This window comes from Flavobacterium aerium (assembly GCF_030766725.1).
In the GTDB taxonomy this organism is placed as follows: Bacteria; Bacteroidota; Bacteroidia; order Flavobacteriales; family Flavobacteriaceae; genus Flavobacterium; species Flavobacterium aerium.
Genome location: NZ_JARQWR010000011.1, coordinates 146,267 through 158,208, shown reverse-complemented (window position 1 = coordinate 158,208; position 11,942 = coordinate 146,267). Strand labels below are relative to the sequence as shown.

Annotated in this window: 13 protein-coding genes; 5 read left to right on the top strand and 8 right to left on the bottom strand. The window is 32.4% G+C overall.

Annotation, left to right across the window (positions count from 1 at the left end; translation table 11 throughout):
• The 3 genes from P6733_RS15370 to P6733_RS15360 form a co-directional block, all read left to right on the top strand.
• On the top strand, positions 1-326 hold a 326-nt coding region (locus tag P6733_RS15370), incomplete at its 5' end, for a T9SS type B sorting domain-containing protein (protein ID WP_306353815.1).
• A gap of 5 nt (positions 327-331) precedes the next feature.
• Complete coding sequence (locus P6733_RS15365) at positions 332-1,318, top strand: PorP/SprF family type IX secretion system membrane protein (protein ID WP_306353814.1); 987 nt, start codon at positions 332-334, stop codon at positions 1,316-1,318.
• Positions 1,319-1,379: 61 nt separating this feature from the next.
• Positions 1,380-1,898 carry a gamma carbonic anhydrase family protein gene (locus tag P6733_RS15360; RefSeq protein ID WP_306353813.1) on the top strand — a complete coding sequence of 173 codons (519 nt, stop codon included), beginning with the start codon at positions 1,380-1,382 and terminating at the stop codon, positions 1,896-1,898.
• A gap of 53 nt (positions 1,899-1,951) precedes the next feature.
• On the opposite strand, the gene murI is transcribed toward P6733_RS15360, so the two are convergent.
• The 8 genes from murI to P6733_RS15320 all read right to left on the bottom strand — a co-directional run bounded on the left by murI (position 1,952) and on the right by P6733_RS15320 (position 10,235).
• Complete coding sequence (gene murI, locus P6733_RS15355; RefSeq protein WP_306353812.1) at positions 1,952-2,728, bottom strand: glutamate racemase; 777 nt, start codon at positions 2,726-2,728, stop codon at positions 1,952-1,954.
• Positions 2,729-2,800: 72 nt separating this feature from the next.
• Positions 2,801-3,310: an OmpH/Skp family outer membrane protein gene (locus P6733_RS15350; protein WP_306353811.1), complete on the bottom strand. Its 510-nt coding sequence runs from the start codon at positions 3,308-3,310 to the stop codon at positions 2,801-2,803.
• Between the two features lie 20 nt (positions 3,311-3,330).
• Positions 3,331-4,386: an OmpH/Skp family outer membrane protein gene (locus P6733_RS15345; RefSeq protein WP_306353810.1), complete on the bottom strand. Its 1,056-nt coding sequence runs from the start codon at positions 4,384-4,386 to the stop codon at positions 3,331-3,333.
• Positions 4,387-4,424: 38 nt separating this feature from the next.
• Positions 4,425-7,139 carry a BamA/OMP85 family outer membrane protein gene (locus P6733_RS15340; RefSeq protein ID WP_306353809.1) on the bottom strand — a complete coding sequence of 905 codons (2,715 nt, stop codon included), beginning with the start codon at positions 7,137-7,139 and terminating at the stop codon, positions 4,425-4,427.
• Complete coding sequence (locus P6733_RS15335; protein WP_306353808.1) at positions 7,072-7,812, bottom strand: isoprenyl transferase; 741 nt, start codon at positions 7,810-7,812, stop codon at positions 7,072-7,074. The genes P6733_RS15340 and P6733_RS15335 overlap by 68 nt, the downstream gene beginning before the upstream one ends.
• Before the next feature lie 3 nt (positions 7,813-7,815).
• Complete coding sequence (gene porG / locus P6733_RS15330) at positions 7,816-8,499, bottom strand: type IX secretion system protein PorG (protein WP_306353807.1); 684 nt, start codon at positions 8,497-8,499, stop codon at positions 7,816-7,818.
• Positions 8,500-8,681: 182 nt separating this feature from the next.
• Complete coding sequence (locus P6733_RS15325; RefSeq protein ID WP_306353806.1) at positions 8,682-9,566, bottom strand: NAD kinase; 885 nt, start codon at positions 9,564-9,566, stop codon at positions 8,682-8,684.
• A 9-nt stretch (positions 9,567-9,575) separates the two neighbouring features.
• Positions 9,576-10,235: a CBS domain-containing protein gene (locus P6733_RS15320; protein ID WP_306353805.1), complete on the bottom strand. Its 660-nt coding sequence runs from the start codon at positions 10,233-10,235 to the stop codon at positions 9,576-9,578.
• Between the two features lie 123 nt (positions 10,236-10,358).
• Here P6733_RS15320 and P6733_RS15315 point away from each other — a divergent pair, with 123 nt between their 5' ends.
• Positions 10,359-11,072, top strand: a complete 714-nt coding sequence (locus P6733_RS15315; protein ID WP_306353804.1) for a pyridoxine 5'-phosphate synthase — start codon at positions 10,359-10,361, stop codon at positions 11,070-11,072.
• A gap of 12 nt (positions 11,073-11,084) precedes the next feature.
• A complete protein-coding gene (locus P6733_RS15310; RefSeq protein WP_306353803.1) occupies positions 11,085-11,852 on the top strand; it encodes an alpha/beta fold hydrolase in 768 nt (255 codons plus the stop codon).
• The last annotated feature ends 90 nt before the right edge of the window (positions 11,853-11,942 follow it).

The window sequence follows — 11,942 nt, the reverse complement described above, 5'->3', positions numbered from 1 at the left end:
ATACTATCACAATTATTGATGAGAATGGATGTCAGCCAACGATAATTAAAGCTATGGCAATCAATTATCCACATTATTTTACACCAAATGCAGACGGTTATCACGATACTTGGAATATTATAGGATTAGGTGCACAACCTAACGCAAAAATTTATATATTTGACCGATATGGTAAATTAATAAAACAAATAAGTCCAGCAGGAGAGGGATGGGATGGAACCTATAATGGGCAGCCAATTACATCAACAGACTACTGGTTTACTGTTACATTCGAAGAAGACGGAACCACAAAAGAGTTTAAAGCACATTTCTCATTAAAACGTTAATCCCAATGAATTTTAAAAAGAGGTATTTAGTATTATTATTGTTTTTATCACAAATATCATTTTCACAAGAAGGAATCGCAGTATATTCAGATTATTTATCTGACAATTATTACCTAATCCATCCTTCAATGGCTGGTGCAGCGAATTGTGCAAAAATAAGATTGACTGCGCGTCAGCAGTGGTTTGGCCAAACAGATGCGCCACAAATGCAAACGATAAGTTTCAATACAAGTGTAGGAGAACAATCAGGTGTAGGGGTTATTTTATTTAATGACAAAAATGGTTATCATTCTCAAAAGGGAGCGAAGCTTACTTACGCACACCATATTCGTTTTTCAAGAGGAGATTATGATTTAAATCAATTATCATTCGGTATGAGTGCTGGTTTAATTCAGAGTCAATTGGATGAAACAAGTTTTACGGAGTTCGATCCAACAATTGGAGGAACTGTTCAGAAAGATTCTTACTTCAATGTTGATATTGGAGCATCTTATAACTATTTAGATTTTTATGCGCATTTTACAGTGAAAAATGCAATTGAAACAAGAAGAGATATCTATACAGATTTTGAATCTGATAATCTTAGAAAATATATCTTAAGTGCAGGTTATGTTTTTGGATATGGAAAAAGCTTACAATGGGAGCCTTCTGTAATGTTCCAATTAACAGATCAGACAAAAGAGAAAGCAATTGATGTCAATTTAAAAGTATATAAAGAAGTAGATTTCGGTAAAATCTGGGGTGGACTTTCTTATAGAAGAAGTTTTGATGGAGCTCAATTTGTTGATGGTAACAGTGTATCAGATCAAAAGCTTCAATACATTACACCAATTGTAGGTGTGAATTACAAAAACTTTATGGTAGCTTATACTTATTCTTATTTAACAGGAGATGTTAAGTTTGATAAAGGCGGTTTTCACCAAATCACTTTAGGGATGAATTTATTCTGTAAACGTGAGAAATACGATTGTAATTGTCCTGCAGTAAATTAATTTTTATAAGGTTATATATTAATTCCGTCCGCCCTTGTGGCGGACACTTTTTTTTAAAACGATGCTAATAAAATCTATTAAAGGTAAAAGTCCTATAATTCCAGAAGACTGTTATGTTGCTGAGAACGCTACTATTATTGGAGATGTTGTTTTTGGTGAGAATTGTAGTGTATGGTTTAATGCCGTAATTCGTGGAGATGTGCATTATATCAAGATTGGTAACAAAGTAAATATTCAGGATGGAGCAGTAATACACTGTACCTATCAGAAGCATCCTACAGTGATTGGGAATAACGTTTCAATAGGGCATAATGCCATTGTTCATGGTTGTACTATACAAGACAATGTTTTGATTGGTATGGGTGCTATAGTAATGGATAATTGTGTTGTTGAAAGTAATTCAATTGTTGCTGCTGGCGCTGTTGTTACTCAAAATACAGTAGTTGAATCGGGGACAATTTATGCGGGAGTTCCAGCTAAAAAAGTGAAAGATATTAATGCTTCTGCTTTCTCTGGAGAAATTGAAAGAATATCAAATAATTATATAATGTATTCCAGTTGGCTTAAAGAAGAAGAATAGAATACAGAGAGCACTATAATATTATAGAAAAGACTTTTAGACTTTAAGTAAGTTTAAAAGTCTTTTTCTATTACATCATATTGGTTTTCTAAAATTGAAGTAAGCACAGCTTTATTAGAGTTCACATAGAAGGTTTGTGTGCTATTAAGATTAGTGTTTAAAGCATTATGTTGTTGTAATATGAATTGAGTCTGTTTGGCTACAGCATCCCCTGAATCAATTATTTTAACGTGAGCAGGTATTATCTTTTTGATTTGTGGTACCAAATAGGGGTAATGACTACAGCCTAATACAAGATAATCTATATTCGCTTTAATCATGGGGGTTAAGTAGGTATGAAGCAACTCAGTCATTTCAGGCGAGTTGATATCTCCGTTTTCTATGAGTTGAACTAATCCAAAGCCTATTTGCTCGATGATCGTTACCTCATTGTAATGAGCAACCGCTTTATTGAATAAGTCACTGCTAAGAGTTCCTTTGGTGGCAAGCACACCTATAATTTGTGTTTTGCTGTTGTTTGCAGCAGGTTTGATGGCAGGTTCAATTCCAATGAATGGAACGTCATATTTAGCCCTTAATTCTTTAATGGCATTGGTGGTAGCTGTATTACAGGCCACAACAATTAATTTGGAATTTTGTTCTAGTAAGAATTCAGTGTTTTTAAAACTTAAAGCAATAATTTCATCTTTAGTTTTCTGACCATAAGGAGCATTTTTACTATCGGCTAAATATATGGTGTCTTCGTGGGGAAGTAATTTATGTATTTCTTTCCAGATGGATGTACCTCCAATTCCTGAATCAAATAATCCTATAGGTTGTATTGCTGTCATATAAAACAAATATAAAAAAAAACTGCTCATAATCTATGAGCAGTTTTTAGAAATATTTTTTAGAAAAAGATATTAGAAACCTAATTCTTTTTTTACGTCAGCAAGTAAGTTTGGTCCGTCAGCTAAGATAACACCACCACCATTTGAAGCATCAAGAACATATTGGTATCCTTTAGCTTTAGCAACTTTTTGGATAGCAGTTCTAGCTTTTTCCATTACTGGTTTAACTAGGTCAAGTTCTTTTTGTTGTAATTCTTTTGTTGCAGTATCTCTATAGTCAACAATTCTTTTTTGTAAATCTTGAACTTCTTTAGAACGATCATCATTTACTTTTTCTGTTACAGTAGCTGCTTCTTGATCGTATTTTTTCAATTTATTTTGATACTCTTCTACCATTGTTCTGTATTCAGCATCGTAGGTTTTGCTTAATTTTTCTAACTGACCTTGAGCCGTTTTCATTTCTGGCATTGTCGCCATTAATTCACTAATATCAATGTGAGCAACTTTTGCCTGTGCATTAATAGCTTGGTTTGCACCAAAAAACATAACAGCTGCGATTAATAAAGTTTTCAATTGTTTCATCATTTTAAAGTATTAAATAATTAATTTTCGTTTTTGTTTTCTTCTTTATTGTCTTGTTTCTCTTTAATCTTCTTTTCTCTTTCTAGCTTAGCAGCTTCTCTTTGCTCAAGAATTTTTTGTCTTTTTTCTTCAATAGCTTTTTTACGCTCTTCTAGTATTCTGTTCTTTTCTTCTAAAGCTTTTTTCTTTACTTCTGCAGCTTCAGCTTGTTTTTCTGTTGGAGCAGCTACGGTTGTACTAGGTTCACTCGTAGTATTTTTTTCTCCTTCAGGTTTTTTCTCGTCTTTCTTTTCCTCAGATTTTGGAGCTACGGTTGTTCCGTTTTTCTTAGCTTCTCTTTCTTCGATTATTTTTTGTTTACGTTCTTCGTATACTCTTTTCTTTTCCTCTTGTATTTTCTTTCTTTCTTCTAGAAGACGCTCTCTTTCTGCTTTACGATCATCCAATTTCTTTTGTCTTTCGGCAAGAGCTGGATTATCATCAACCATATCTTCTTTGTATTCTTTCTCTTCCATTTCTTTCAGCTCTTTTTTATTCAGCTGACTTCTTTTGGATGAACGAGTTAAAGCTCTTACAACTTGATCGCTAATGTCATGTCTCTTTGCGGCAAAAAGCATTGTTAAGTCTGAAGATTTATCAAAGATAAAATCATATTTTTTATTTTCAGAAATATCTTGAACAGCCGTGAAAATTTGATCTTGAATTGGTTTTACTAAAACTGCTTTTTGAATGATCAAATCACCATTAGGACCAAATCTTTTTTGTTGATAATCTAATAATTCATTTTCTAGAAAAGTAATTTCTTCTTCTCTTTCTTCAATTAATTCTTTAGTTAATAAAACTCGCTCTGTTTTTAAAGCTTCTTTGAGTTTTGTAACCTCATTTTTTTTAACCTCTATTTCTTGCTTCCATTTTTGAGCTTTTTGCTCCAATTGGTTTTTAGCTTCGGTATAATCTGGAACTTTTTGTAAAATGTATTCCATGTCAATATAACCAATTCTAATGCCCCTGGTTTGTGCATGAACTGTACCAGTAAATACAGTTAATAATATCAGTAATAAAAAATGTCTTTTCATATAGTTATATGTTTTATTAGAAAATACCGTGCCAAATTTTAAAATTGTTGACCAATGATGAAATGCGTCTCCCATCCATTTTTCTGCGTTTGTCCAGGTAAAGCATCAAATCCATGACCGAAGTCAATACCTAATAAACCAAACGCTGGCATGAATACTCTTAAACCTACACCCGCAGATCTTTTTAACTGAAATGGGTTATATGCTTTAAAGTTATCATAAGATGCTCCTGCTTCTAAGAATGTCAATGCATAGATTGAAGCGGCAGCTTTTAATGTAATTGGATAACGTAACTCTAATGAGAACTTATTGTAGATTGTTCCACCATCTGTAGAAGATAATGCCTGATTTGGATATCCTCTTAATTGTATAATCTCTCTACCATCTAAAGCATAGTTAGCTAATCCATCTCCACCTACAAAGAATCTTTCAAAAGGAACTAAGCCTCTATCTTGATTATAAGCACCTAGGAAACCAAACTCACCCAATGAACGCAATACTAATTTACCATAAATTGTGGTATACCAATCAGCTTTGAATTTAACTTTATAGTATTCTAACCAATTAAATTTCTTTTGATCAATTTTTGATTGATCCGGAGCAGCATCTTGATAATTAGTAACTCTGTTTCCTGTTTCGTTGATATAATCTCCAGTTGATACAAGGTTACCTGCACCATCAACGTAACTAGCTCCTTTATTTTTTAATTTATATTCTTGTTGATTTTTTAAATCAGCGTAATCTACATTATTTAATAGAGAGTAAGGTAAGGTAAATTTCGCAGATACACTAAATTCTGAACCATAAGTTGGGAAAACAGGGTTTACACCTTTACTGTTTCTACTTAACCCAATTGTGTATGCTAAGTTTTTTGAGCTACCATCACCAAATGTAAATAGACCTGTATTATAATTATTTAAATCATAGTATTGGAAACTTACAGCCTGTGATAGTACAAAGAAATCATCTGGTACATTTAATCTTTTTGCTAAACCAACCGATAATGTTGTAATGTTGAAACTTCTGTTACGGTCTACATCACGACTTTGATAGTTGTATAAGAACTGCTTACTGTGTGAAATAGAAGTAGAGAATTGTACTGGTTTTTTACCACCAAACCATGGTTCAGAAAACGAAACACTATACGTTTGGAAATAAGTACTTCCTTGTAATCTTAAAGATAGTTTTTGACCATCTCCCATTGGCAAAGGTTTGTAAGCATCTTTATTAAAAATATTTTTTAAGGAGAAGTTATTAAACGATAAACCTAATGTACCAATGAAACCACCTCCACCGTAACCACCTTGAAGCTCTACTTGACTTGCTCCTTTTTCAACTAAGTGGTATTCGATATCTACTGTTCCAGCAGCTGCATCAACATTTTTGAAGTCCGGTTTGATTGATTCAGGATCGAAGAAACCTAATTGACCAATTTCACGAATCGTTCTTACTAATTCTTCTTTACTGTATTTTTGACCTGGTTTTGTTCTTAACTCTCTGTAAATAACTTTATCATTTGTTCTGTCATTTCCTACTACAGATATTTTATTGAAATAAGCCATTGGACCTTCAACAATACGTACTTCAAAATCAATTGTATCATTGGCAGTTTTTACCTCTACAGCATTGATGTTTGAGAATAAATAACCATTGTTTTGGTATAAATTCGTTAAATCTTCACCATCTGGTTTAGTATTATCTGCAATCCTTTTTTGAAGTAATACTCCATTGTATACATCACCTTTTTTAACACCTAAAATACGTCTTAAAAGTTGGTCTGTATATACTGTATTTCCTAAGAATTTAATGTCTCCAACATAGTACTTTTTACCTTCTTCAAGGTCAATACTAATTGCAAGAGTGTTTTTCTCTTTATTATAGGTCATCGTATCTGATACAATTCGAGCATCACGATATCCTTTTTCTTTATATTTATTGACAATGTTATCTAAATCCTCTTTGTATTTACTCTTGATGAATTTAGAAGGTTTGAAAATACGCAATGGATTAAAAGGGCTCTTTGTTTTTGTGTTTTTCATGGCACCTTTTAACTTTCCTTCAGTTAATTGTTGGTTACCCTTGAAAGTAATAGATTCCACTTTAACTTTGCTGCCTTTATCAATATTGATAAGCATGTTTACCTCATTACCACTAGTGGTATCAGGAACAGTATTGATTACAACTTTAGTGCTGTAAAAACCATCTTTTTTATATTTATTTTCGATGTAGTTTCGAGTAGTAGTAATTAAATTGTCATTTACAACTTTACCTTTCGTAAGACTATTGTCTTTTATTAAGCCTTCTACTTTATTCTTTTTTACACCTTGAATTTTTACCTCTTTTAATTTAGGTAATTCATTGATGTTTAATTCTAAATAGATACTATCGCCTTCAACTTTATTGATATAAAAGTTAATATCATTGAAAAGACCAAGCTTCCATAATTTTTTAATAGCATTACTAATCTCTTCACCAGGAACAGTTATTTTTTGGCCTTTAGCCAAACCAGCAAATGTTACAATAGTTTGCTCGTTATAGCTTACTTTACCAGTTACTTCAACATTAGCTAAAATATATTGTTCTCCTTTATCGAAGGCTAAACTTTCTTGGGCATTGGCTTGAAAAATGCTCCCTAAAACTATAACCGTTAAGAATAGTTTAATACTCTTTTCTAACATTAAAAAATTATTTAATTTGTTCACTTGTTTTTCCAAATCTACGTTCTCTTTTTTGATAACTGATGATAGCTTCATATAAATTGTCTTCTCTAAAGTCGGGCCATAATACATCCGTAAAATATAACTCCGCATAAGCAATTTGCCATAGCAAAAAGTTACTAATGCGGTGTTCCCCACTCGTCCTAATTAATAAATCTACATCAGGTAGATTATGCGTGTAAAGATGCTGATTAATAATTGATTCGTCAATAGTGTCTATTGAAATTATATTATTTTTAACTTTACAACTAATATTTTTTATTGCACTGAGTAATTCCTCTCTAGCCCCGTAACTTAGGGCTAAAGTAAGCGTCATGCGTGTGTTGTCTTTTGTCTTATTTATGACTTCAAGAAGTTCTTTTTGTGCTGATTTTGGTAGTTTGTCAAGATTACCAATAGTATTCAAGCGAATATTATTGTCCTGAAGTGTTTTTAGTTCATTTTTAAGGGAACTAATCAGGAGCTTCATTAAAGTCTCAACTTCAAGTTTTGGACGGTTCCAATTCTCCGTTGAAAAAGCATAAAGCGTTAGATTTTCAATACCTAATTTTGCTGAAGTTTCTACGACTACTCGAACAGCTTTTGTTCCATTTTCATGGCCAAATGCTCTAAGAAAGCCTTTTTGTTTTGCCCAACGTCCATTTCCATCCATGATAATGGCCAAATGCTTGGGTAAATTGTCTTTATTTATCGTATCTATTAAACTCATTTTTTATTCTGCGCAATAGCAAGGTTTATTCCCAAAAGTATATGTAAGTGTAAACCCGCTAAATACATACCAATCATTACTATTTAAATTTCCAAATCGTAGACTTTTATACTTATCATCTTTAGGATAACTTCCATCTAGATTATCTGTAAAGGTATATCGTGCACTTACCTCAAATCCTAAAACAAATTGATCTGCTATCCTAGCTTTAATACCCACTGTCATTGGGATAGCTAATGATTTGTCATGATCATCTTCTCTTGTCTTTCCATTCAATACATATAATGTATTATAACTGAAATAACTAAGTCCAGTATATACATAAGGCGTCATTATGAAGCCAGGTTCGTGCAAATTAAAGTCAAAAAAATTGAATTCAAGGCCTAAAGATAATTCTTTTATATTATTTTCAAACGCATAGCCCCTTTGTTTTCTAGCTGGAGAGTCAGAATTGAGGTCATTTGATGAGATTTTCGACTGTGTGTATGAGATTCTATAAGAGTGTCTCGGGCTTTTATTCCACTTGTATAAAACACCTAAAGCTAGGTGATCTGGTGATATATAGGACGTTGGACCTACTTCACCGATGTAGTTACTACCTCCTAGAAATACACCTACTTCGTGTATTTGGGCGGTTGCAAACGTAAGTGTGAAAAAACAAAAAAATGTTAGTAATTTCCGATTCATTAATTCTATAAAATTGGGTGCAAATATAATAATTATCGATACGAAACAATCTACTAATGTCTAAATCTAATTTTTTTTATCAAAAGACATCATAATATTCTACAATTTGTAGATTGTGATTTCAATAAGAGTAAACGGAATTTATAACATATAAGTATGTATGTAGTCTTAAAAAATGAAGTTTAATTTCTTTTATCTTCTCCCCAAAGTAGTTTTTTTCGAATTGTTTTTAAGAAACCTTCCTCTGGAAATTCAATCATATTAATTTTAAAAGGAGTTTTCTTTATAGTCAATATAGTTTCGTTATTCATCGAAATAATGGTAGAATCTAATGAGACTAAATGTTGTGATTCTCGCCCTGATACCTTTAGTTTTATTTCAGTATTGTCAGGGATAACTAGAGGTCTGGCATTTAGATTATGAGGGGCAATAGGAGTAATGACTAAACTTTTTACATCTGGGGTTAAAAGAGGGCCTCCACAACTTAGTGAGTAACCTGTTGATCCAGTAGGTGTAGAAATAATCAGTCCATCTGCCCAATAAGAATTTAGATATTCCCCATTTAAATAAGTTTCTACAGTAATCATTGAAGTGGTATCTTTTCGATTGACTGTAATTTCGTTCATCGCAAAATTAATATTCTCTACAGCAGCATTTTTTGGAGAACACTTTAGGCTTAATAAAGTTCTTGGTGAAATAAGATATTTCTTTTGAAGTACTAAATCTAAGAATAACGCAATATTTTCCTGTTGAATATTTGCTAAGAAACCCAATCTTCCTGCGTTTATACCTAAAATTGGTACACCTGTATTTCGAATAAATGTAGCAGCTCTTAATATTGTACCATCTCCACCAATACTGATAAGCATTGCGTAGCTTTTGTTTAAATCTTTGTAGCTATTAAAAGTTTTGTACTCTTGTTTTATGATTTGATGTTCCGATAACATTTCACTGTACCGCTGCTCAATAACAATTTCAACTTTGTTTTGGTTTAAAAAATGAAGAATTTCACTGACAATTGGTTCAGTGTTACTTTGGTAATATTGTCCGTAGAGCGCAACTTTCATGGTAGGGAATTATATGTTCAAGTATTTATCTAAATAATCAGATCTTTCTTTTAGGTTTTGGATATAAATATCTTCCTGATGTTCTGAAATTATCTCATAATCGTAGCGTCTAAATGTTTGGATTATTTCATTGATTGCACCCAAACTTATTTTTACAGTAACTTGTATGCTTTCAGTAGTGGAACTAGAAATGAATAAGCCCAATAGTTTTCCGTTGTTGCTTTCTACAATTTGTGCAATTTCACTCATAGAATATTCAGAGATGCCTTTTTCTACAATAATAATTCCTCCTTGTTCGCGTAAGAATGGAGTTTCATGAAAAAATTTAATTACATCCAAAACATCATAATAGCCTAAATATGTATTGTGTTCATCCAATACAGGCATTATGTTTGTTTGGTTTCGAGCAAAATTTTCTAAAACATCTAACCAAATGGTATTGTTTCGAACCAAAAAACCTTCTAGGGCAAAGCGATAATCAGCGACTTTTTTGTCACTATCAAAAGTTTCAACATCTTCTGCTGCAATACTACCAATGTATATGCCTTCTTCAATGATAGGGAAATGTGAAAAAGGAACTTCTGCAAAAAAATCTTGAACAACTTCAATAGTTTCTTGACAGTCGATCGGTTTTATGTCGTTATTAATGTAGTCAGTAATAGCTGTCATAAGGTATAGGTCAAATATGGACTGCAAAATAATCAAAATTTAGGACAATAAGCCTTGTTTAACTTTGTATTTTTGTTGAAATTATAGTTGAACTTTATCTTTAAAATTGAAATATACAATACGATGACAAAATTAAGTGTAAATATCAATAAAATAGCCACACTCCGTAACTCAAGAGGAGGTGATGTTCCTAATTTGATTAAAGTAGCAAAAGATATTCAAATGTTCGGAGGGGAAGGTATTACGATTCATCCACGTCCAGATGAAAGACATATTCGATATCAAGATGCCCGCGATTTAAAACCTGTAGTGTATACAGAATATAATATTGAAGGAAATCCAGCGAAGAAATTTATTGATCTTGTTTTAGAAGTTAGACCAACGCAGGTAACTTTGGTTCCAGATGCCGATGATGCAATCACTTCAAATGCGGGATGGGATACGATTAAACATAGTGCCTTTCTGAAAGAAGTAATTCAAGAATTTCAGAGAAATGGAATTCGTACTTCGGTCTTTGTTGATCCCGTTTTATCAATGATTGAAGGAGCAAAAGAAATCGGAGCGGATCGAATAGAATTGTATACCGAATCATTTGCGCATGAATATGGTCTAGGAAATACAGATAGTATTAAGCCTTATATTGCTGCTGCAAAATTGTCAAATGAACTAGGGTTAGGAGTGAATGCAGGGCATGATTTAAGTTTGGAAAATATAAAGTTTTTTAAACAAAATATACCCGGCTTATTAGAAGTTTCCATAGGACATGCATTAATTGCTGAATCATTATATTTAGGTTTAGAAAATGTAGTAGCTATGTATTTAGAAAGAATGAAATAAAAATAAGGAAGTATGTTGTATTCAAGAATCGAAGGAGAAGGAAAACCACTATTGATATTGCATGGATTTCTAGGGATGTCAGACAATTGGAAGACATTAGGAAGTCAATATGCACAAGAAGGATATCAGGTGCATTTAATTGATTTGCGTAATCATGGGCGTAGTTTTCATTCCGATGAATTTAGTTATACCGTAATGGTCGAAGATCTTTTGTTGTATTGCGATCAAAATAATTTAAAAGAAATTAATCTTTTAGGCCATTCAATGGGTGGTAAAGTAGCGATGTTTTTTGCAACAACCTATCCAGAGAGAGTAGAGCGATTAATTATTGCTGACATTGGGCCAAAATACTACCGTCCACATCATCAGGATATTTTAGCTGGATTGTCTGCGGTTGATTTTTCTTTAAAACCAGATCGAGCTACCGTTGAAGAAATATTAAAAGGATATATTACAGATGTTGGGACACGTCAGTTTTTAATGAAGAACTTGTATTGGGAATCTGAAGGACAATTAGCTTTCCGGTTCAATTTACCTGTTTTTACAAAGGATACTGAGATTATTGGTCAAGCATTATCCGAAGACGCACGCTTTGGGAAGCCAACTTTGTTTTTAAAAGGAGATAAATCAAATTATATTCTTGCAGAAGATACTCAGACAATATTAAAGCATTTTCCAGATTCTAAAATTGTAACAATTGCTAATGCAGGACATTGGTTGCATGCTGAAAATCCAAAAGATTTTTTGATTGAAACAATTGGATTCTTAAAGCAAAGTTAATTTTTTTACTATATAGGTCTTTTTCATTGTAGAATTTAACATTTAACAAGGCCTAAAAAACAATCTTATACGGGATTATCATTTTTATTG

Coding starts and splice junctions, on each gene's coding strand:
- P6733_RS15360 (WP_306353813.1), top strand. CDS start 1,380: ATGCTAATAAAATCTATTAAAGGTAAAAGTCCTATAATTCCAGAAGAC.
- porG (WP_306353807.1), bottom strand. CDS start 8,499: ATGAATCGGAAATTACTAACATTTTTTTGTTTTTTCACACTTACGTTT.
- P6733_RS15325 (WP_306353806.1), bottom strand. CDS start 9,566: ATGAAAGTTGCGCTCTACGGACAATATTACCAAAGTAACACTGAACCA.
- P6733_RS15310 (WP_306353803.1), top strand. CDS start 11,085: ATGTTGTATTCAAGAATCGAAGGAGAAGGAAAACCACTATTGATATTG.
- P6733_RS15315 (WP_306353804.1), top strand. CDS start 10,359: ATGACAAAATTAAGTGTAAATATCAATAAAATAGCCACACTCCGTAAC.
- P6733_RS15320 (WP_306353805.1), bottom strand. CDS start 10,235: ATGACAGCTATTACTGACTACATTAATAACGACATAAAACCGATCGAC.
- P6733_RS15365 (WP_306353814.1), top strand. CDS start 332: ATGAATTTTAAAAAGAGGTATTTAGTATTATTATTGTTTTTATCACAA.
- P6733_RS15340 (WP_306353809.1), bottom strand. CDS start 7,139: ATGAAGCTATCATCAGTTATCAAAAAAGAGAACGTAGATTTGGAAAAA.
- P6733_RS15345 (WP_306353810.1), bottom strand. CDS start 4,386: ATGAAAAGACATTTTTTATTACTGATATTATTAACTGTATTTACTGGT.
- P6733_RS15350 (WP_306353811.1), bottom strand. CDS start 3,310: ATGAAACAATTGAAAACTTTATTAATCGCAGCTGTTATGTTTTTTGGT.
- P6733_RS15335 (WP_306353808.1), bottom strand. CDS start 7,812: ATGAGTTTAATAGATACGATAAATAAAGACAATTTACCCAAGCATTTG.
- murI (WP_306353812.1), bottom strand. CDS start 2,728: ATGACAGCAATACAACCTATAGGATTATTTGATTCAGGAATTGGAGGT.